This is a genomic window from Flagellimonas iocasae (assembly GCF_042682725.1).
GTDB lineage: Bacteria > Bacteroidota > Bacteroidia > Flavobacteriales > Flavobacteriaceae > Flagellimonas > Flagellimonas iocasae.
Genome location: NZ_JBHUHU010000005.1, coordinates 139968 through 159933, shown reverse-complemented (window position 1 = coordinate 159933; position 19966 = coordinate 139968). Strand labels below are relative to the sequence as shown.

Annotated in this window: 23 protein-coding genes; 9 read left to right on the top strand and 14 right to left on the bottom strand. The window is 42.6% G+C overall.

Annotated features, from left to right (window positions below):
• The first annotated feature begins 37 nt into the window (after positions 1-37).
• Together ACFSJE_RS14770 and ACFSJE_RS14765 are read left to right on the top strand one after the other, a co-directional pair.
• Positions 38-1051, top strand: a complete 1014-nt coding sequence (locus ACFSJE_RS14770) for an alkaline phosphatase D family protein (RefSeq protein WP_379831634.1) — start codon at positions 38-40, stop codon at positions 1049-1051.
• A 50-nt stretch (positions 1052-1101) separates the two neighbouring features.
• The gene (locus tag ACFSJE_RS14765; RefSeq protein WP_207097112.1) at positions 1102-1521 is read left to right on the top strand and encodes a nucleoside-diphosphate kinase; all 420 of its coding nucleotides are present in this window, start codon (positions 1102-1104) and stop codon (positions 1519-1521) included.
• A gap of 30 nt (positions 1522-1551) precedes the next feature.
• On the opposite strand, the gene ACFSJE_RS14760 is transcribed toward ACFSJE_RS14765, so the two are convergent.
• The 4 genes from ACFSJE_RS14760 to recF are packed head-to-tail and all read right to left on the bottom strand — an operon-like array spanning position 1552 to position 3896.
• Positions 1552-2076: a GNAT family N-acetyltransferase gene (locus ACFSJE_RS14760; RefSeq protein ID WP_379831633.1), complete on the bottom strand. Its 525-nt coding sequence runs from the start codon at positions 2074-2076 to the stop codon at positions 1552-1554.
• 20 nt (positions 2077-2096) lie between these two features.
• Positions 2097-2393 carry a DciA family protein gene (locus ACFSJE_RS14755; protein WP_379763055.1) on the bottom strand — a complete coding sequence of 99 codons (297 nt, stop codon included), beginning with the start codon at positions 2391-2393 and terminating at the stop codon, positions 2097-2099.
• Positions 2393-2815 (bottom strand): hypothetical protein, encoded by a 423-nt coding sequence (locus ACFSJE_RS14750; protein WP_379831632.1) that lies wholly within the window; start codon positions 2813-2815, stop codon positions 2393-2395. Before ACFSJE_RS14750 ends, ACFSJE_RS14755 begins: the two co-directional genes overlap by 1 nt.
• A 1-nt stretch (position 2816) precedes the next feature.
• Positions 2817-3896, bottom strand: coding sequence for a DNA replication/repair protein RecF (recF, locus tag ACFSJE_RS14745; protein ID WP_379831631.1), 1080 nt, complete (start codon positions 3894-3896; stop codon positions 2817-2819).
• Between the two features lie 126 nt (positions 3897-4022).
• Between recF and ACFSJE_RS14740 the strand changes: the two genes are divergently transcribed.
• The 7 genes from ACFSJE_RS14740 to ACFSJE_RS14710 all read left to right on the top strand — a co-directional run bounded on the left by ACFSJE_RS14740 (position 4023) and on the right by ACFSJE_RS14710 (position 10264).
• Positions 4023-4784 carry a tetratricopeptide repeat protein gene (locus tag ACFSJE_RS14740; protein WP_379831630.1) on the top strand — a complete coding sequence of 254 codons (762 nt, stop codon included), beginning with the start codon at positions 4023-4025 and terminating at the stop codon, positions 4782-4784.
• Positions 4785-4787: 3 nt separating this feature from the next.
• Entirely contained in the window at positions 4788-5270 is a 483-nt protein-coding gene (ribH, locus tag ACFSJE_RS14735) for a 6,7-dimethyl-8-ribityllumazine synthase (protein ID WP_379831629.1), read from the top strand.
• Positions 5271-5471: 201 nt separating this feature from the next.
• Positions 5472-5756 carry a riboflavin synthase subunit beta gene (locus ACFSJE_RS14730; RefSeq protein ID WP_379831627.1) on the top strand — a complete coding sequence of 95 codons (285 nt, stop codon included), beginning with the start codon at positions 5472-5474 and terminating at the stop codon, positions 5754-5756.
• Entirely contained in the window at positions 5756-7603 is a 1848-nt protein-coding gene (mutL, locus tag ACFSJE_RS14725) for a DNA mismatch repair endonuclease MutL (RefSeq protein WP_379831626.1), read from the top strand. The genes ACFSJE_RS14730 and mutL overlap by 1 nt, the downstream gene beginning before the upstream one ends.
• Positions 7604-8362 (top strand): rhomboid family intramembrane serine protease, encoded by a 759-nt coding sequence (locus ACFSJE_RS14720; protein ID WP_379831625.1) that lies wholly within the window; start codon positions 7604-7606, stop codon positions 8360-8362. It abuts the gene before it with no gap.
• Positions 8363-9226, top strand: a complete 864-nt coding sequence (locus ACFSJE_RS14715; protein ID WP_379831624.1) for a rhomboid family intramembrane serine protease — start codon at positions 8363-8365, stop codon at positions 9224-9226.
• 3 nt (positions 9227-9229) lie between these two features.
• The gene (locus ACFSJE_RS14710) at positions 9230-10264 is read left to right on the top strand and encodes an endonuclease/exonuclease/phosphatase family protein (RefSeq protein ID WP_379831623.1); all 1035 of its coding nucleotides are present in this window, start codon (positions 9230-9232) and stop codon (positions 10262-10264) included.
• Here ACFSJE_RS14710 and ACFSJE_RS14705 read toward each other — a convergent pair.
• From ACFSJE_RS14705 to ACFSJE_RS14660, 10 genes are all read right to left on the bottom strand, one after another.
• Positions 10247-10561, bottom strand: coding sequence for a DUF6122 family protein (locus tag ACFSJE_RS14705; protein ID WP_379831622.1), 315 nt, complete (start codon positions 10559-10561; stop codon positions 10247-10249). The two genes, ACFSJE_RS14710 and ACFSJE_RS14705, sit on opposite strands and share 18 nt — an antisense overlap.
• Positions 10554-11186, bottom strand: coding sequence for a WbqC family protein (locus ACFSJE_RS14700; RefSeq protein WP_379831621.1), 633 nt, complete (start codon positions 11184-11186; stop codon positions 10554-10556). Before ACFSJE_RS14700 ends, ACFSJE_RS14705 begins: the two co-directional genes overlap by 8 nt.
• 29 nt (positions 11187-11215) lie before the next feature.
• Positions 11216-12958, bottom strand: coding sequence for a signal peptidase I (gene lepB / locus ACFSJE_RS14695; protein WP_379831620.1), 1743 nt, complete (start codon positions 12956-12958; stop codon positions 11216-11218).
• Between the two features lie 48 nt (positions 12959-13006).
• Entirely contained in the window at positions 13007-13708 is a 702-nt protein-coding gene (dapB, locus tag ACFSJE_RS14690; protein ID WP_379831619.1) for a 4-hydroxy-tetrahydrodipicolinate reductase, read from the bottom strand.
• 3 nt (positions 13709-13711) lie between these two features.
• The gene (locus ACFSJE_RS14685) at positions 13712-14368 is read right to left on the bottom strand and encodes a DUF5683 domain-containing protein (protein WP_379831618.1); all 657 of its coding nucleotides are present in this window, start codon (positions 14366-14368) and stop codon (positions 13712-13714) included.
• A complete protein-coding gene (locus tag ACFSJE_RS14680) occupies positions 14361-15266 on the bottom strand; it encodes a ParB/RepB/Spo0J family partition protein (RefSeq protein WP_379831616.1) in 906 nt (301 codons plus the stop codon). Before ACFSJE_RS14680 ends, ACFSJE_RS14685 begins: the two co-directional genes overlap by 8 nt.
• Positions 15267-16040 (bottom strand): ParA family protein, encoded by a 774-nt coding sequence (locus ACFSJE_RS14675; RefSeq protein ID WP_379831615.1) that lies wholly within the window; start codon positions 16038-16040, stop codon positions 15267-15269.
• A 135-nt stretch (positions 16041-16175) separates the two neighbouring features.
• On the bottom strand, positions 16176-18269 hold the full coding sequence (gene scpA, locus ACFSJE_RS14670; protein WP_379831614.1) for a methylmalonyl-CoA mutase: 2094 nt from the start codon (positions 18267-18269) through the stop codon (positions 16176-16178).
• Positions 18262-19644, bottom strand: coding sequence for a methylmalonyl-CoA mutase subunit beta (locus ACFSJE_RS14665; protein WP_379831613.1), 1383 nt, complete (start codon positions 19642-19644; stop codon positions 18262-18264). The genes scpA and ACFSJE_RS14665 overlap by 8 nt, the downstream gene beginning before the upstream one ends.
• On the bottom strand, positions 19634-19966 hold the full coding sequence (locus ACFSJE_RS14660) for an FtsB family cell division protein (protein WP_379831612.1): 333 nt from the start codon (positions 19964-19966) through the stop codon (positions 19634-19636). Before ACFSJE_RS14660 ends, ACFSJE_RS14665 begins: the two co-directional genes overlap by 11 nt.

The following is a 19966-nucleotide window of genomic DNA, read 5'->3' as shown; positions in this document are numbered from 1 at the left end:
GTCATGCCCTATTTTTGTTTTTTGCGAAGTTTGTAAAATGAAGCTTTTTTCTTTTTTATTAGGTATGGTTGTTCTCCTTCTGGGATGCAAACCGAAGGAAAATCCAAAGGATTCCAATTTTGTGGTAGCTTTTGGTTCTTGTAATATGTCGCAGGAGCCCAATCCGTTTTGGGATGATATTTTGGCCGAAAACCCGGATGTTTGGATTTGGGGCGGCGATATTGTCTACGCCGATACCGATGATATCGAAAGATTGAGGGCCATTTATGCTCAACAAGATACCGTTCAAGGCTATGCTGATTTAAAAGCTGCTGTGCCAATTATCGGTACATGGGATGATCATGACTTTGGAGTGAATGATGGTGGTTCGGAATTTGCCGTGAAAAAGGAAAGTCAGCAGGTATTTTTGGATTTCATGGGGGTTCCGAAAGACAGTGAGCGACGAAATCAAGAAGGGGTTTACACTTCACATGATTATGAAACCCCGGAGGGGAAAGTGAAAGTTTTGATTTTGGACACCCGCTATTTTAGAAGTGAATTAATAGATGATGAAGATCCTGACCGACGTTATAAACCGAATCTGGCAGACGATGTTACAGTTCTGGGGGAAGCGCAATGGAAATGGCTGCAAAACGAATTGAATCATTCCGATGCGGATTTCAATCTAATCATGTCCAGTATCCAGTTTTTATCAGGGGAACATGGGTTTGAAACCTGGGGCAATTTTCCCAAAGAAGTGGAAAAACTCGAAAACATGATTGTGGATTCCAAAGCAAAAGGGGTGATAATCCTATCGGGAGACCGACATATTTCAGAATTCTCCAAAAAGACACTTTCTGGAATGGCGTATCCGCTAATTGATTTTACCAGCAGTGGACTTACCCATTCCTATTTTAGTTATAGTGGGGAGCCAAATCAGTATCGAGTTGGAGAGGTGGTTTCCAGCAAAAGCTACGGAACCCTCACCTTGGATTTTAAAAATAAGGAGGTCAATTTTAGGATCATGGGGGATAACGGTGTGGTTCTACAGGAGTTAAAACAGGCCTATTAAACCTTGCCCGTTAGTTGAAAAAATGTACTTTTGCGCAAAATTTAAAGTAAATGACTGGAAATAGAACGTTTACCATGATCAAGCCCGATGCTGTTGAGAACGGATACATTGGTGCGATTTTGGAAAAAATAACAGCTGCTGGATTCAAGATTGTGGCCATGAAGTATACACAGTTGAGCAAAAGGGATGCTGAGGAATTTTATGGTATCCACAAAGAGCGTCCATTTTTTGGGGAATTGGTTGAATTTATGACCAGGGGCCCTATTGTTGCCGCCATTTTAGAAAAAGATAATGCCGTTGATGATTTTCGTGCATTGATAGGTGCTACCAACCCAGCCGAGGCTGCCGAAGGTACCATCCGTAAATTATACGCAAATGACATTGCAGAGAATGCCGTTCACGGTTCTGACAGCGATGACAATGCAGCCATAGAAGGTGCTTTCCATTTTTCAGGAAGGGAAGTATTTTAATTGAAAATGAAAATTCTTTGAAAAGGCCACTCAATTCGAGTGGCTTTTTTTATTGGAGAACAACAGCAGTTCCTGACCGCCAGTTTTTGGAGTAACCGTTCCGATTTGTTGTAACCCCATTTTTTCAAGCAGCCTACATGATCTTCCGTTGGTGGGCAAAACAATGGCCAAGACACATTCGAACTTAAGTTTGGATTTCGCATGGTTCATTAGGGCATTGCACGCTTCCAACATCAATCCTTGACCTTCAAATTCAGGGAGCAGTGCAAAACCAATATCGGGATGGTCCAAATAATCCCGCTGTAAAAACCCACAAAGTCCAACCGGAATCAAAGACGATTTTAAACAAAGTTTATAAAGTCCAAAACCATTCTTTTTATAAGAACCGATTAAGCTCTCATCAATATAGGCCAAGGCCTGTTTTTTGGTCTTTATCCCCTTATCACCAATAAATTTTAACCAGGTAGCACTATTCAGCAACTCGAAGATAAAGTCGGCGTCGTTATGGTCTGCTTCCGCGATAAGAAGTCGCTCGGTCTGTAGGATGGTTTTCACGACATTTTGGAATACAAAATTTAACGAAGCACCAATTTCTTCACCAATTCCCGACCCAATTCTTCATTGATCATAGCAATGATTTTGGTTTTTCCCAAACTCAGTTCTTCACGAAGTACCGAAGATGAAAGGGACACAAAAAGGGTCTCATTTTTAAGTTCAACACCGGTGGTGTAGTTGTTCACCCCATTACCCATCAAGTTGGCCCAAGCTTCTCGAGCATCCACTTTATCCATTCCTTTTTGAAGCTTATTCTCTTTTATAAACTCGTTCAAAGCTTCACTCAAAGGTAAATTTGAATTCTGTCGCTTGGCCATTATTTTGGCATTTTAATGGGTTCAAATCGTTTGTAGAAATACGTTATCCCTTCTGGGTTGACCACCGCGAACGAAGTGGAATCAAGCTGCACCAAAGTTTCTTCCCATTCACTAAAATCGTTTTTGTAACGCATGGCGAAGCCATTGCTCACCTCAGCTACCGAAAATGTCTCCACGTCGTTTGAAGTGTTGTAGCTACCATCGAATTTTGGCTGCATTTTTTTGCGATAGCCCTCGCTTTCCTTCAATTGGATAAAATCGATGTTGGGATTCATCCCATATTCCTTGATGCTTCCGTCTGGGAACACCACCTCGTCAATTTCCCAATAGCCGTTCAAATAGTGAAGGTCTGTTTCGGCAACTATGTTTTTTTTGCAGCCCATAGCCATCAAAATCAAGAAAAAGGGAAGAATTCGAGACATACTACAAGGTAAAGATTTTATAACTCTGGTGAATGGTTTTAACAACATTTTCCGTTCGTTCGGCATGGGTGTCGCTGATGAAAATCTGTCCGAAATTTTCATTTTTCACCAAGCCAACAATGTGGGACACGCGACTTTCGTCGAGTTTATCAAAAATATCATCCAATAACAAGATGGGCGTGGTGCTGGCCAATTCTTTGATAAAGTGGAACTGTGCTAATTTCAATGCAATCAAAAACGATTTTTGCTGGCCCTGACTCCCAAATTTTTTAATGGGATGTCCTGCGATGGTAAAGTTCAAATCATCTTTGTGGATGCCCACTGAAGTATATTGTAAAGCCCGGTCTTTTTCAACGTTGTCTTCCAGCAGTTTCAAAAGAGACCCTTCGGAAAGTTGACTTTCGTAGGACAGCATGATTTCTTCATTTTTATCCGAAATATGGGCATACTGCTCTTGAAAAATCGGAACAAAGGAGGCAATAAATTCCGTCCGTTTTTTGTGGATTTCGGTTCCTAGCTGATGCAACTGCTCGTTGTAAATGGCCAAAGTGTTTGGGTCGAAGGTGCGGTTGGCCACAAAATATTTCAGTAGCGAATTGCGCTGCACCAATACTTTATTGTATTTGATAAGGGCCTGCAAATAGGCTTTGTCCGACTGTGAAATCACCCCGTCCATAAATTTTCGTCGGGTATCGCTGCCCTCCAAAATAAGGTCACGATCTGAAGGCGAGATGATTACCAAAGGTAAAAATCCGATATGCTCAGAAAACTTTTCGTAGGCCTTTCCGTTTCGTTTGATGATTTTTTTAGTACCCTTTTTAAACGAGCAGAGTATTTTTTCGGTGCGATTTTCTTTTTCAAACTCTCCTTCCACTACAAAAAAATCGGTATCATGCTTTATGTTTTGGGTAGACACCGGATTAAAATAACTCTTGCCAAAACAAAGGTGGTAAATGGCATCCAAAATGTTGGTCTTTCCCACGCCATTGTCGCCCACAAGACAGTTGATCACTGGGTCAAAATCGAGCGACTTGGAATCAAAATTTTTGTAATTGACTAAAGATAAATGCCTTAAAAACATAAAAAGTTTGTGGAACTACGTGATTTTTAGGGTTTGGGAACCAATTAAAGATTCCAAAAATAACGAATAAATTGCCTTTTGGTTTTGGATAAAAACTTTATTTTTGCGCGACCAATTAAATGATGCATGGCAACATACAAGAAGAGAGGCTTTAAGCCACAGAATAAGGCTGAAGAGGCTCAGGTAGAAGAACATGAAAGTACAACCGCTGAAGTTTTCCATACCTTGGACGAGAGTGCTTCCAGGACTGAGGCATGGGTTCAGAAGAACCAAAATTATATTTTGGGGGTAATTGGGGCCGTAGCCATTGGGGTGTTGGCCTACTTGGCTTACCACCAATTCATTCAGAAACCAAAAGAGGCTTCGGCAGCTAACGAGCTTTTCTATCCTCAGCAATATTTTGACCAAGCTTTGGCCAATGAAACCGCGAAGGATTCTTTGTTCACATTGGCTTTGAACGGGGCTGAAGGGAAATACGGATTTTTAGATATTATTGAGGAATACAGTGGTACCAAAGCGGCCAATTTAGCGGAATATTCTGCTGGAATGACCTATTTGAACCTTCAACAGTATGATGAGGCTATTTCCCATTTGGAGAGTTTTTCTTCGGATGATGCCATTATGGGTGCCATGGCCAAAGGAGGAATCGGTGATGCTTTTTCACAGCTGAATCAGTCTGAAGATGCTTTGGACTACTACGAAAAGGCAATTGCCCACAGCGATAATGAATTTACTACGCCAAGATTCTTGTACAAAGCAGGTGTTGTTGCCATGGAAATGGGACAAAACAATAAGGCTTTGGGGTATTTTGAGCGCATCAAGGAAGAATATCCAAAATCCCCTGAGGGCGTAGGAATCGATGCCCTTATTGGATTGGCCCAAAACTAACGTATGGCCACCGAGAATAAGAATTTATCAACTTACGATAAGACTAAAATCCCAAATGCGAAGGACCTTCGGTTTGGGATTGTTGTTTCTGAGTGGAACGGGGAAATCACTTCCGCCCTTGCACAAGGAGCTTTTGATGCGCTACTAGACTGTGGGGCCAAGGCTGAAAATATCCTGAAATGGGATGTGCCAGGTAGCTTTGAGCTTACCTTCGGAAGCAAAAAAATGATCAAGACCCAAAAGGTGGACGCTGTTATTGCCATTGGAAGTGTTATCCGTGGTGAGACCAGTCATTTTGATTTTGTCTGCAGTGCCACCGCCCAAGGCATCAAAGATTTGAACGTAGCGTATGATGTTCCCGTTATTTTCTGTGTTTTAACGGATGATAACATGCAGCAGGCCAAGGACCGTAGCGGTGGTAAGCACGGCAATAAAGGAACTGAAGCGGCTATCGCGGCGATACAGATGGCGGTATTGGGCAAGTAAGTTCAAACACAAGTTCAAGAATCAAAAAACAAGAAATAAGAACAGATTTGGGCTACCTTTTTCTTTTGGGTAGTTGGATTTTCTGAACTTGAAATATGCACTTGCATTTGAACCTGTGCCCCTGTTAACATTTTTTAGGAGTAGCCCTCAATCCCTTTTTTCTATTTTGAGTACCTTTGAAACTATACGGAAAAGGATACCATGCGAAACCCGCTAAAGCTTAGAAAAAATAAGGAGTTCAATTATTCACCACGCTATTACAAAGGGGAGGGCAATCCGTTTAAAATAGAACACAAACTAGATAAATTCAGAAGTACCGCAAATACGAAAAGGGGACTGAAAAATAAGGTCAATTCCGCCATGGATGACCTTAAAGTGGAGGGTGACAAAAACCTAAAACTACGTTTTCTCATCATTGTGGCCATTTTGGTCCTGTTGTTCCTTTTTGTGATCGATTTTGATTTATCGATATTCCTGAATCCATAATGGCCGACATCATTAAACTTTTACCGGACCATGTTGCCAATCAAATCGCAGCAGGGGAGGTGGTTCAACGGCCAGCCTCTGTGGTTAAGGAACTCTTGGAGAATGCCATCGATGCCGGTTCCACAAGCATTAAATTGATTGTAAAGGATGGTGGGAAAGCATTGATTCAGGTGGTGGATGACGGTATTGGAATGAGCGAAACAGATGCTCGATTATCGTTTGAGCGTCACGCCACTTCAAAAATATCCTCCGCACAAGACCTGTTCAATTTACAGACCAAAGGTTTTCGAGGTGAAGCATTGGCGTCCATTGCGGCCATTGCCCATGTGGATATGCAGACCCGCCCGGAATCAAAAGAGGTGGGAACCCATCTTAAAATTGAAGGAAGCAAGATTGTTTCCCAAGATGTGGTGGCCACGCCCGTTGGTACTTCTATTTCAGTTAAGAATCTTTTTTTTAATATTCCAGCACGACGTAATTTTTTGAAATCCAATCAGGTGGAGCTGCGCCATATTCAGGATGAATTTCATCGGGTGGCCTTGGTGCATCCCGGCATTGAATTTCATTTTTATAATAATGGTTCGGAGATTTTCAACCTGCCCAAGACCAAACACAGACAGCGCATCGCCCATATTTTTGGAAGCAAGATGGAAAGCCGTTTGGTACCCGTGAACGAGGAGACCGAAGTGGTAAAAATATCCGGATTCATCTGCAAGCCTGAGTTCGCCAAAAAGAGTAGGGGCGAGCAGTTTTTCTTTGCCAACAATCGATTTATCAAAAGTCCTTATTTGCATCATGCCGTGGTGGCTGCTTTTGAGGGACTCATTAAACAAGACATGTATCCGGGTTATTTCCTGTATTTGGATGTGGACCCGGCATCCATCGATATTAATATCCACCCCACCAAAACCGAAGTCAAGTTTGATGATGAGAATACATTGTATGCCATTCTAAGGTCGACCATAAAGCACAGTTTAGGACAATTTAATGTGGCTCCTGTTTTGGATTTTGACCACGACCCCAATCTGGATACGCCGTATGCCTATCGCGAAAAAGGTGCAACCTTGCCCAAAGTTACGGTCGACCCTACCTTTAATCCGTTTCAAGATGCTGCAAAAGCGAAGAGTGGCGGAGGAGGTTTTCAAAAAAGGAGCAGCAAAGGATGGGAAGGGCTGTACGAAGGTCTGGAAAAAGATGTGGATGTGGAGGAGTTCAGTAGTGTGGCCATTGAGTCTGATGGAGATGTGCAAGGAACCATTTATTCAGAGGACCATCTTGAAGAGCACTTGGCCACAACCTTTCAGTTACGTAGGAAATATGTAGTAAGCACTGTAAAATCTGGAATGCTCGTGATTCATCAGAAAAGGGCACACGAACGCATTCTGTTTGAGAAGTTTTTAGGTGAAATCACGGTGAAGGAAGGCGTAAGCCAACAACTGTTGTTTCCATTGGAGCTTACTTTTAGCAAACAAGAATTGAATATCTTAAAGGAAATCAAAGATAGCCTGTCAAACATTGGCTTTGCCTTTGAAAGCTTGGAGGAAGAAACTGTAAAAGTGACAGGTGTGCCGCTGGTGGTTCCCGAAAGTGGGATTGGCACGGTATTGGATCGCCTGATAGCGGATTATAAGGAGGGGTTCACGGAGGGTTCACTTTCGCAAGCCGAAGTATTGGCCAAAGTCTTGTCCAAAAACTTGTCGGTACGCACTGGAGAATTCTTGGATCAAGAATCGCAACAGGCTTTGGTGAACAATTTGTTCGCGTGCAAAGAGCCAACATTGAGTCCGTTTCAAAAATTGACGTATACCATAATCTCCGAAGGAGATATCGATAAAAAATTTAGCTAGATGGGTAGAATGACCGAGGCAGTGAAGCATTTATTGATCATTAACGTGATCTTATTTTTTGCGACCCAGTTATATGGGGAACAGATGTACCAATGGCTGGCACTTTGGTTTCCGAAGAACAGTAATTTTCATTGGTGGCAAATTGTTTCCCACATGTTCATGCATGGCGGATTGATGCACATAGCCTTCAATATGTTTGCACTTTGGATGTTTGGAACGCCCGTTGAACGGGTTTTGGGCAAGAATCGCTTTCTTTTTGTTTACTTTTCCGCAGGACTCGGTGCGGTTTTGTTTCAGTTGGGATACTATTATTTCAATTTTCTACCGGCCGAAACCGAATTGTTGAGTACTGGACTTTCAAATGAACAACTGGTGCAAATGATGACGTCCAACCAGCTTCAAGATGGGTTAACGAACTTACAGGCTTCCACAGTGCGAGCTGTACTGCCCGAATATGCCCAAATCTATTATGCGAGTATGGTAGGGGCCTCAGGTTGTATCATGGGAGTGTTGGCCGCTTTTGGAATGATGAATCCAGAAGCGAGACTGATGTTGATTTTCTTACCAATTCCCATCAAGGCCAAGTATTTCATCCCTGGGATAATTCTGTTGGATGTTATTTCGGCAATCACTGGTCAATCGTTTTTCAGTCCAAGCAATACGGCTTATATGGCCCACGTTGGTGGAGCCATTGTAGGTTTTCTGATCATGTGGTATTGGAAAAAGAATCAGTTTAACCAAAATCGGTGGGATCAATAGATGGCAACAGGAGGAATACGATACTATATGGCCCGCATGAATATCGCTGAAAAGCTGATAGCCATCAACGTGCTTGTTTTTATTTTGGATGGCCTCTCCGTAGCTCTTTTGGGTTATTCCGTATCCCAATGGTTTCATTTGCCCAAGGATTTTATGGATTTCTTTGGTCAGCCTTGGTCCTTGGTAACCTATTCTTTTTTTCATGGTGGACTGGGGCATGTATTTTGGAATATGCTCATGCTCTATTTTACGGGACGAATTTTCCTCAATCTTTTTGATGGCCAGCGGTTCATCAATGTGTATTTCTTGGGTGTTATCATCGGGGGACTCGTCTTTTTGCTGAGCTATAATGTGTTTCCAACGCTGTTGAACACTAACACTGCTTTGATAGGAGCATCCGCGGGAGTTACCGCCGTACTCATTTTTATTTGTGCCTATATTCCCAATCAGGAGGTGCGGGTCATCTTTTTTAATGTCAAGTTGTGGTATGTTGGGGCATTTTTTGTGTTGGTTGACTTGATTCAGATTCCATATGGAGGTAATATTGGAGGCAGATTGGCCCACTTGGGAGGTGCTTTTTTGGGCTATATTTATGCACGACAGCTGGTAAATGGCAAAGATATTGGTTCAGGGTTCACCAAGTTGATGGATGCCATTGCCCAATTCTTTAAACCAAAAGAAAAAAAGGCACCTTTAAAGACGGTCTACAAGAAAAATACCCAAAGGAACAGTGGAACGGATTATGACAAAGAGGCCCGTCAGCGCAAAATAGACACCATTCTGGATAAAATCAGTAAATCTGGTTATGAAAGTCTGTCAAAAGAAGAAAAAGATTTTTTGTTCAAAGCCGGTAAGGAAGATTGATCTGTGAAAAAGAGAACCTCCATAATCGACGGAATTGTCTTTGCAATCAATGTTTTGATTGCTTTTTTATTGGTTATGAGCTGCTTGTCTTCCTATTTAACGTTTCAGGCAATTCCGGTATTTTCAATACTTAGCTTAATCGTTCCATTAGTTTTTGGACTGAACTTACTGTTTGCGGCCTATTGGATTTTCAAGCGAAAAAGGAAATTTCTTTGGTCTTTTATTGCTCTGTTACTTGGATATTTGGCTTTTGGTCCGTTTTATGGAATGGGTAATGAATCAGAGGAAGTCAAGGATTCTGATTTAAAGATAATGACCTATAATGCTCGGGGGTTTGACAAATTTGGTTGGAGCAAGGACCCGAATACCGGGAACGAAATCGTAGCGTTCATAAAAAAGGAAAACCCGGATATTATCTGTATTCAAGAACACAGTAGAATTCGGCATAGACAATTGAAACAATATCCCTACCGAAGTGAAACACCTTATTCGGAAACTAAATCAGTTCAGGCCGTATTTTCTAAATACCCGATCGTGAGCAATGGTTCTCTTGATCTTCCGGGAACGGCCAATGGGATAATTTATGCTGATATTGTCCATAAAGAGGATACCATCCGTTTTTATAACATGCATTTGCAATCATTTCGCATCGTCCCATCCGCAAAAACATTTTCGGATGGTGAAGAATCTGAAAGGAATTACAAGCGATTGATCAGCACCTTCAAAAAACAAATGGAACAAGCGAAGACATTTGATGATCACATTAAAAATAGTCCTTACCTGAATGTGGTTTGTGGAGATTTTAACAACACACAATTCTCTAATGTGTACCGAATTGTGAAAGGGGATTTGAATGATACCTTTTTGGAGAAAGGTTCGGGTTTTGGAAGAACCTATGATTTATGGAAAATCCCTTTGAGAATCGATTACATTTTGACTGATTCTAATTTTGAGGTAATTTCCCATAAAAATTTCAATGAAAAACTGTCTGACCACTATCCGGTAATGGCCACTCTGCGCCTATCCTCGGAGGAGTAAGCAGTCTGTCACATCCGCGATGATATGAATAATCAGCGCCAAACCAATAATCCGTGTCACTTTAAAAAAGGGTAGAATACAATACACCAAAATGGCCCAGTAACTATGAAAGGGATGGAAACCTATGCTGCACCGATTTGGGTCGAACAGCGGTTCTGCCCATAGGTGGTCTATGTCTATGACAATTCCAGCCAAAAGAATCAGGGCGACTTTGATTCTATTTTCCTTAAAAAAGAAAAAGGCAATTAGTATGGGAACTAAAAAATGGATGCCATAATGTATGATATGCCTATACATCCAGAAAGTCTAACGACTGATTTTGTAAATAGGACAGGGTATTGGGGCCTTCGTTGAACAATAGGTCCAGCACACTGAGATTGGGAATAAACCCGTGACGGTCATCAAAAACCTGGGTGTAAGGCTCTATTTTTGGTGAAGGTTCTTTTTTGGCCTCTACCAAAAACCGTGCATCGTAATAGTTCTTAGGTTGAAGCTCATATTTTTGAGTCTTCTCCATTGAAAATTCAACCCCAATGCAATCAGCCACGGCTTCAATGGTCTTCAGGTTGAACTCAAATAGAGAATCGTCGTTTCCTTCGTATAAAGGGCGAATGTCATCCTCATAAAACTCAAAAAAGGGTGAGGTTCTGTAGGCGGTTTCAAGGGTTCGCCAGTGTATCTTCTTCCAATCATAGCTGTTCTCCAACTCGACCTCTTTGTATTTTTGACGTCCTTGATTGCCTCCAACATGTTTTATGGGAATATTGAGCATGTGTTTCCCTTTGTCAGTGCAGATATAGCACCGATTGCGGTAGGTTTGCTTCTGAAAATTATCGTGCGCTTCCCAAACCACCTCATTTTGCACCAATGCGGCAAAAGTGGCAATACTTGGAAAATACGTTGGATGCACCAATATTTTCAATAGACAATATTTTTAGGAATTATAGGAGCTTAATCAGCTTTTTTATTTTTTCGTTTTCTGAAAAAATCAAACACAAACCAGCCCACGACCAGAGCAACAAAGTACCAGCGATAAGACACAGGTTCCCCGCTTCCACCTACGGTGGTGAAAACACGTTCCCAACGGGGTCTCCATTTGGCTATCCCTTGCTTAAAGTTGTCAAAACTCATCCAAAGGAAGACCGGTTTACCCACAATATGATCGGCGGGCACATAACCCCACGTTCTGCTGTCTTCTGAGTGGTCCCTGTTGTCTCCCATCATCCAATAATAGTCCTGCTTAAAGGTATAGGAGTTGGCTTCTTGACCATTAATGAACACTTTTTGGCCAGTAACCTTTACATCATTATGCTCATAATCCCTGATGATCTTCTTATATAAAGGGATGGTCTTAGCATTGATTTCAACCGTAGCACCAGCTTCTGGGATGTAAATCGGACCAAAATAGTCATTGTTCCATGGATACAGATTCGGTTTTTGAGGAAATGCCCCTCCGTACATGCCTTTTGGCTCTTCGGTCTTAACTACAGAATCTATTCCAGATGTTTTACGGAGTTGCGCTACCATTTCATCCGTCATATTCGCGACTCTTGAGCGTGGCTTTTCTTCAGTAAGGGAAAGCCTCAATTGCCGGATAACATCGATGGGAATGCCATCTTCACTGGCAATAAGCTCCAACTTTCCATCTTGGGTTCTATTGGCACCCAAAACGAAGGGAACAAGAGCGTTATATTGTGCTTCACTAATATTGGAAGCTATGTACTTGCGCAGATAGTCGGAAGCATCCACATCTTCCAAATAGCGACTTGACACTCCATTTTTGGCATAAATCTCATAGTCGTACATGGGTTTGGCCCTATCGGATAACTTTAATTGCTTTCCATTGATGTACACATATCCATCAATCACGGCTAAAGAATCCCCCGGAGTGCCCACGCATCGTTTTACGTAATTCGATTTTTTGTCGATGGGCTTCATCACCGCTTTTTGAGCCTTGAAAAACTGATACAGAGTATCGGACGGCAGACTGAACACTACAATATCATTTTTCTTTACACGCTCAAAACCGGGCAATCGCATGTAGGGCAACTGCAATTTGTTGATCCACGAAGTTTTGTAGGTTTCCGGGTCAACATCCGCCAAATACGACCTTGTTTTTAGCACAGGTAGCGTATCATGCACCATTGGTGCGGCCAAAGTGGTCATGGGAACCCGGGCGCCATAATGGAATTTGCTCACAAAAAGAAAATCCCCAACGCGCAACGTGCGCTCCAACGATCCTGTGGGAATTACATACGGTTGAATAAAATAGGTGTGCACCAATGTGGCTGCCACAATGGCAAAAACGATGGAGCTCACCCATTCCCCCAATCCGGTTCGTGGTTTTAGGCTTCGATCCTCTATATAAGTTACATCTTCTGCGTAATTGATGTAGTAAATATAAAATCCTAGGGTAAGGATGACCAACCAAGTGTCCAAAAGGGTGTTTTTTCCAAAACTTCGGATGGTCTCAACCCATACTACGGGAATCATCAATAAATTGATGATGGGAATGAACATCAATATCACCCACCACCAAGGTCGGTTGATGATTTTCATCAGTACAATACCGTTGTAAATTGGAATTGCTGCTTCCCATGCTTTTCGTCCAGCTTTGATGTAAAGCTTCCAGGTTCCCAAGAAATGGATGACCTGGATGATCAAGATAAAAATGATCCACTGTGTGCCGCTCATGTAAAAGTTTCTTAGTTAGACTGTTCGTCTAAATTGTTGTTACGTTATTTAGCTTAGGTTTAACACATCTTTCATGGAGAAAACCCCTGTTTTTCCCTGAATCCATTCCGCGGCAATCACCGCTCCCAAGGCAAAGCCCTCTCTATTATGGGCCGTATGTTTTATTTCAATGCTATCAACACTGCTTTCATAACAAATGCTATGTGTACCAGGAACCATTCCTTCTCTTTTTGATGTGATGGGAATGATTTTTTCACCAGATGCTTCAAGTTGCCAACTGGTATACGCTGTATTATTGATAATGCCTTCAGCCAAGGTAATGGCCGTTCCACTGGGAGCATCCAACTTTTGGGTATGATGGATTTCTTCCATGGACACTTTATATTTATTCAATTTGGACATCATCTTGGCCAAATGCGCGTTCAATTCAAAGAAAATATTCACACCCAAACTAAAGTTTGAGGCGTAAATGAACGCACTTTTATTTGCGTTGCATAGGTCCACCGCTTCATTGTATTGGTCCAACCATCCGGTGGTGCCACATATCACAGGGACTCCATGCTCAAAACACCCGGTAATGTTTTCAAATGCTGAGTCTGGGGTGCTAAAATCGATGGCAACATCCATGGAAGCATAATCGATATCTTCTGCGCCGACATCTACTTTTGCAACAATTTCGTGGCCTCTTTTTTGGGCGATTTCTTCAATCATTTTGCCCATTTTGCCATAACCGAACAAAGCTATCCTCATATGCTAAAATTTTATGACCAGCGCCATTCCGTAATTGGGCTCTTTGGTCAGTGGATTTAAATCCAGATAAGGTTTAAAGTCAATCGAAAGATTATCATCCACATTGTATTGTTTTAGATGCGAATCCACGTTGGCATCAATAATATTCAAAGCGTATAGGGCAATGGTGACCACTAACGCCAAATCCCGATCACGCTGTGTACGTTCCTGCGCATCTTGCAGTGCTTCGTCAGACACATCTGGACCTTCCCCATCTCCATTGATGTCGAAAAATTCGTCATCCTCAAAGCCAGCGAGTCTTCTTTTGAAGGCATTTCGAGCACTTCTGTAATTGGTGTTGTTCGTGGAATAAACGTAAATCCCGGTACCTATGGCGCCCCAAACTATTGGAGCTTTCCAATACCGTTTATTGTAAATCTGACCGAGCCCAGGAAATACGGCGGAGTAAAATGCCGCCTTGCTCGGTGCTAAGGGGTTGATTCGCTTCTTTTCCACAGTAACCTCTTGAACCACAATGCCTTTTCTTTCCAAATCCTGTGCCAGCGTATCCACGGCGGTGGGTTGAGGCTGCACCTCTTCTTCTTTTTCTTCATCCTCTTGGGAAAAGCCAACGTGAAGAAAAAGCAAAAAAAAGAACAACAATAGGAGGTTTTTATTCACCTGTCACAATTTTTTTGATGCGCTGGAACTCTTCCTCGGAGTGAAACGGAATCACAATTTTACCTTTACCACTGGCTGAAGCAGTTATGTCCACTTTTGCGGATAAATATTCTTTTAAGGCATCAGCACCTTTTGTTGCAAAACTGGGTACTTTTTTCGCTTCTTTTTTGGTGGGGTTGGATTCTCCTTGAGGCTCTTTCAGGGATTTAACCAGTCGCTCTGTCTCACGAACGGAAAGCCCGTCTGAAACCACTTTTTCATAAACAGCAATCTGTTCTTTTTTCTTATCGATGTTTATAAGTGCGCGTCCATGCCCCATGCTGATGAAACCATCCCGCATTCCCGTTTGGATGATGGGGTGCAATTTCAACAACCGAAGATAGTTGGTGATAGTGGAACGTTTTTTGCCTACGCGGTCACTCAATTTTTCTTGGGTGATTTGGATTTCGTCAATCAATCGTTGGTAGGACAGCGCAATTTCAATGGGATCTAAATCCTGACGTTGGATGTTTTCCACCAAAGCCATTTCCAAGGATTCTTGGTCGTTGGCAATTCGGATATAGGCAGGAATGGTCTCCAAGCCCACCAATTTGGAGGCGCGGTATCTCCTTTCCCCAGAAACCAACTGAAATTTGTTGAAATCGAGCTTACGGACAGTAATAGGTTGAATGATGCCCAACTCCCGGATGGAACTGGCCAATTCTTCAAGGGCTTCGTCGTTAAAGTTGGAACGCGGCTGAAAGGGGTTCATTTCAATGGAATCAATTTCCAATTCCACCACATTTCCTATGACCTTGTCCGCATTTTTATCCGAAACGGATTGAATATCGTTCTCGGGGTCTTTCAATAGAGCGGACAGGCCTCTTCCCAAAGCCTGTTTTTTTGTTGCTTTCGCCATCTAAACTTTCTCCTTGTTTTTCTTTAAAATCTCATTGGCCAAGTTAAGGTAATTGGAGGCGCCCTTACTACTGGCATCGTATTTTATGATGCTCTCGCCATAACTTGGTGCTTCACTCAGCCTAACATTTCTTTGGATGATGGTGTCGAACACCATATCGGCAAAGTGTTTCTTTACTTCTTCAACAACTTGGTTGGATAAACGTAATCTGGAATCGTACATGGTCAGTAGCATGCCTTCAATGTCCAAATCGTTGTTGTGTATTTTTTGTACGCTTTTTACGGTGTTCAGCAATTTGCCAAGACCTTCAAGCGCAAAGTATTCGCATTGAATGGGAATCATCACCGAATCTGCCGCAGTTAGCGCATTCAGAGTGAGTAACCCCAAAGATGGAGCGCAATCAATAAGAACGTAATCATAGCGGTCGCCCAAATCTTTGAGAGCTTCCTTAAGCATGTACTCCCTATTGTCCTTGTCCACCAATTCAATCTCAATGGCCACTAAGTCGATATGTGCCGGGACCAAATCAACATTGGGGGAATCGGTTGGGATGATGACTTCTTCTACACGCATGGTGTGCTCCAAAAGCTGATAGGTTCCTTGTTCCACAGAATCCACATCAATTCCTAAACCAGATGTGGCGTTTGCCTGGGGGTCGGCGTCAATCAGCAACACTTTCTTTTCCAAAACACCGAGGGAGGCAGCAAGGTTTACCGTAGTGGTCGTTTTGCCCACACCGCCCTTTTGGTTTGCAATAGCAATAATCTTGCCCATTTCATAGTAAGTTAGGCGCTAAAAATACGATTATTTGAGACGCCAAAAAATGTATTTTGTTAACAGAGGGTGAATAACTGGGGCATTCTGCGTTAAAGAAAGTTAAAGTTGTATTTATTAAATCGTTACGGGTGCTTATTCCATCAAAACCGTTAAGATTTCAATGGCGGCATCACTGATTTTTGTGCCAGGTCCAAATACGGCAACAGCACCGTTGTCCAATAAATGGTTGTAATCCTGTTTTGGAATGACGCCACCCACGATAACCATGATGTCCTCGCGACCTATTTTTTTCAATTCTTGAACCACTTCGGGCACCAAAGTTTTATGCCCTCCGGCCAAAGATGAAATGCCCAGAATGTGCACATCATTTTCCACGGCTTGTTTGGCCACTTCGGAAGGGGTTTGGAACAAGGGGCCAATATCCACATCAAAACCAAGGTCGGCATAGCCTGTAGCCACCACTTTTGCCCCACGGTCATGTCCATCCTGACCCATTTTGGCCACCATGATACGGGGTCTTCGCCCTTCTTGCAAAGCGAATTCATCGGCCATTTTTCGGGCCTTTTCAAAACTTTTATCGTCTTTGATTTCTTTGGAATACACTCCGGTAAAGGATTGAATTTTAGCTTTGTAACGTCCAAACGCACTCTCCATGGCATCACTGATTTCACCTATGGTTGCACGAGCTTTGGCCGCTTGTACCGCTAAAGCTAACAAATTTCCCCGGTCAGATTGGTTTTGCATGGCTTTTTTGGAAGCGATTCGAATGGCATCCAAGGCTTTTTCAACTTTAGATGCATCCCGAGTGGACTTAATGTGCTCTAAGCGTTCCATTTGTTGTTTACGTACTTTGGCGTTGTCCACCTCCAAAATTTGAAGATCATCCTCATCTTCCAATCGATATTTGTTCACCCCAACAATCACATCTTGACCACTGTCAATTCGAGCTTGTTTTTTGGCGGCGGCTTCTTCAATCCGCATTTTGGGAATACCTCCCTCAATGGCTTTGGTCATGCCACCCAATTTTTCGACCTCTTCAATCAATTTCCAAGCCTCTTCCGCGATTTCTTGTGTCAATTTTTCCACTACGTGACTTCCCGCCCAAGGGTCAACAGTACGGGTAATGTACGTCTCCTGCTGTAAATAAATCTGGGTATTTCGGGCAATGCGCGCGGAGAAATCGGTGGGTAGGGCAATGGCCTCGTCCAACGCATTGGTATGCAAACTCTGCGTGCCTCCAAACGCAGCTGCCATGGCCTCGATAGTGGTTCTGGCTACATTGTTGAAAGGATCTTGTTCGGTCAAACTCCATCCACTGGTTTGACTGTGGGTACGGAGCATGAGGGATTTTTCATTTTTTGGATTGAATTGCTTCACGAGTTTTGCCCAAAGCATTCGTCCGGCCCTCATTTTGGCAATTTCAGTGAAGTGGTTCATCCCAATCCCCCAGAAAAAGGAGAGTCGAGGTGCAAATTCATCAATTTTCAAGCCAGCCTTGATTCCGGTACGGATGTATTCAATCCCATCGGCCAACGTATAGGCCAATTCCATGGCCGCCGGAGCACCTGCTTCATGCATGTGGTAACCCGAAATGCTAATGCTGTTGAATCGGGGCATATTTTGACTGGCAAACTCAAAAATATCGGCCACGATTTGCATGGAGGGCGTAGGCGGATAGATATATGTATTCCGCACCATAAACTCCTTTAATATATCGTTTTGAATGGTCCCAGAAAGTTGTTCCAAGGATACGCCCTGCTCTTCAGCGGCCACAATGTAAAAAGCCATGATGGGAATAACGGCCCCGTTCATGGTCATGGATACGGACATATGGTCCAACGGAATGCCATCGAACAAAATTTTCATGTCCTCCACCGAATCGATGGCCACCCCGGCTTTGCCGACATCGCCAACAACACGTTCATTATCAGAATCGTAACCTCGGTGCGTAGGGAGGTCGAACGCCACGGAAAGCCCCTTTTGGCCTGCCTCTAGATTTCTTCGATAGAAGGCATTGCTTTCCTCAGCGGTGGAAAATCCCGCATATTGACGAATGGTCCACGGCCTCCGAACATACATGGTGGAGTAGGGGCCGCGTAGGAAAGGTTCTATGCCTGCGGCAAAATTTTCATTTCCAGTGTATGAGGTCTTGACTCCCTGCCCGTCCGGCAGGCGGGCGATTGACCCACTAACCAATTCCAATTGTTGAAGGTCTTTTCTATTCATCGTCCAATCTTTTTTGTTCCACCGTTTCGGCCAATCGTTTTTCGATGATGGGTTCTATCAAGGTTTTTCTGGGCTTGGTTTTTACAAAAGGATAGAGTTCCAGATTTTCCTTCATGCGGTCCTGCTTGTTTTGGAATTTGTTGGTACCCACCAAAACGATTTGGGCATCATCAAACAATTGTTGCTCCTTGGCGGCACTGTCCTTGATTTTTTGTAGAATCGTTCCCTTTTTTAGGGCATCCAAAAAACCTCCTGATTTTTCAATCTGTTTGAAAAGGTTTAGCGCTTTTTCGGCCAATTGTTCCGTTAGCGATTCAATGTAATAAGCTCCTTTTGAAATTTGGGAAGCTTCTTCAAAATAGCTTTCTTCCTTCAATAACAACAATTGATTCCGCGCAATCCGCTCGCCAAATTCATTGTCTTTGTGATAGATGGCATCGTAGGGGAGGTTGCAAACGGTATCAGCTCCACCTAAAACTGCGGACATACTTTCCGAAGTAGTCCGAAGCAGATTCACATTGTAGTCGTAAAGCGTTTTGTTTCGTTTTGAGGGAATTGCCAAGATGTGACAATCGTTTTCAATACCATATTCTTTTGCTAAACTATTCCATAACCAACGCAAAGCCCTGAGTTTGGCTATTTCAAAGAAATAGTTGCCACCAACCGCCACTTTAAAGGAAATTGGAAAGGTTTTGTTGGACTTAAAATGATTCAAATATTCATTAGCACTTGCCAATCCATAGGCTAATTGTTGTACCCTATTGCCCCCTGCATTTTGATAAAGGGATAGGTCAACTCCAATGGTGTTAACGCCTGTTATTTTTGATGTTACGGATTGGATTTCTTCTAAATTGGCATGGTCTTTCTCCAAACTGTGGAACCAATTGCCACTTCTTGCAAGATTTGTAATGATATCAATATGAAGATAAACGTGCGATGTTTTGTCCCCCAGAAAAGTCATCAGTTTTTTGATGGGCTCCACTGCTAAAAACTGAAAATTGAAGTGAATCGGAGTGCTCTCCAAATCCATTCCATCCAATAAGGTTGCAAAGTCAATATCGGCAGTTGGAATGGTGAAAATTAAACTTTCCACCCCTTTGTTTCGAATGTCCAAAGCTTTTTTGTTGGCTTTGGTAGCGTCACCAGCATAAATGGTCTGTGCTATGTTCCAGTCGTGGTTTTTGGGAAGATCGTAGGTTTTGAGTCCTTCCAAATCCTCGGAATTGTAAAACGGTTTGGTCTTGATGCCCTCCAAAGATTCCCAGACCAAGGCATCATTATAATCGGCGCCTTTCAGGTCAAACTGGATTTTTTGCTTCCACTGTTTTGCGGAAACTGAGGGGAACTCATCAAACAAACCGATATTACTCATCATTTTTGTTTTTTAAGCTGTCTTCGTATTCAATCAGAAAAATCTCTTCGCCTTCCTTTTTCATATAATATTTTTCACGGGCGAATTTTTCAAGCTCTTCTTTATCCGATAATGTTTCTAAAACTTTTCTATCCTTTTCAATCTCACCTTTCAAAAATTCTTTTTGCTCTTCCAGTTTTTTGATTTCCCTTCGGAGCTCTAAATGGATGAGCATGGAATTCGTATCAAAAAAAGCCATCCAAATCACAAATAGGGTCAATACCAAAATGTACATATTGGTCATGATTTTGAACCATTTTTTCTTTCGCAATCCCTTCAACCCCAT

Coding starts and splice junctions, on each gene's coding strand:
- dapB (WP_379831619.1), bottom strand. CDS start 13,708: ATGAGGATAGCTTTGTTCGGTTATGGCAAAATGGGCAAAATGATTGAA.
- ACFSJE_RS14660 (WP_379831612.1), bottom strand. CDS start 19,966: ATGGGGTTGAAGGGATTGCGAAAGAAAAAATGGTTCAAAATCATGACC.
- scpA (WP_379831614.1), bottom strand. CDS start 18,269: ATGAATAGAAAAGACCTTCAACAATTGGAATTGGTTAGTGGGTCAATC.
- mutL (WP_379831626.1), top strand. CDS start 5,756: ATGGCCGACATCATTAAACTTTTACCGGACCATGTTGCCAATCAAATC.
- ACFSJE_RS14680 (WP_379831616.1), bottom strand. CDS start 15,266: ATGGCGAAAGCAACAAAAAAACAGGCTTTGGGAAGAGGCCTGTCCGCT.
- ACFSJE_RS14720 (WP_379831625.1), top strand. CDS start 7,604: ATGGGTAGAATGACCGAGGCAGTGAAGCATTTATTGATCATTAACGTG.
- ACFSJE_RS14730 (WP_379831627.1), top strand. CDS start 5,472: ATGCGAAACCCGCTAAAGCTTAGAAAAAATAAGGAGTTCAATTATTCA.
- ACFSJE_RS14755 (WP_379763055.1), bottom strand. CDS start 2,393: ATGGCCAAGCGACAGAATTCAAATTTACCTTTGAGTGAAGCTTTGAAC.
- ACFSJE_RS14715 (WP_379831624.1), top strand. CDS start 8,363: ATGGCAACAGGAGGAATACGATACTATATGGCCCGCATGAATATCGCT.
- ACFSJE_RS14770 (WP_379831634.1), top strand. CDS start 38: ATGAAGCTTTTTTCTTTTTTATTAGGTATGGTTGTTCTCCTTCTGGGA.
- ACFSJE_RS14765 (WP_207097112.1), top strand. CDS start 1,102: ATGACTGGAAATAGAACGTTTACCATGATCAAGCCCGATGCTGTTGAG.
- recF (WP_379831631.1), bottom strand. CDS start 3,896: ATGTTTTTAAGGCATTTATCTTTAGTCAATTACAAAAATTTTGATTCC.
- ACFSJE_RS14705 (WP_379831622.1), bottom strand. CDS start 10,561: ATGTATAGGCATATCATACATTATGGCATCCATTTTTTAGTTCCCATA.
- ACFSJE_RS14665 (WP_379831613.1), bottom strand. CDS start 19,644: ATGATGAGTAATATCGGTTTGTTTGATGAGTTCCCCTCAGTTTCCGCA.
- lepB (WP_379831620.1), bottom strand. CDS start 12,958: ATGAGCGGCACACAGTGGATCATTTTTATCTTGATCATCCAGGTCATC.
- ACFSJE_RS14750 (WP_379831632.1), bottom strand. CDS start 2,815: ATGTCTCGAATTCTTCCCTTTTTCTTGATTTTGATGGCTATGGGCTGC.
- ACFSJE_RS14740 (WP_379831630.1), top strand. CDS start 4,023: ATGGCAACATACAAGAAGAGAGGCTTTAAGCCACAGAATAAGGCTGAA.
- ACFSJE_RS14675 (WP_379831615.1), bottom strand. CDS start 16,040: ATGGGCAAGATTATTGCTATTGCAAACCAAAAGGGCGGTGTGGGCAAA.
- ribH (WP_379831629.1), top strand. CDS start 4,788: ATGGCCACCGAGAATAAGAATTTATCAACTTACGATAAGACTAAAATC.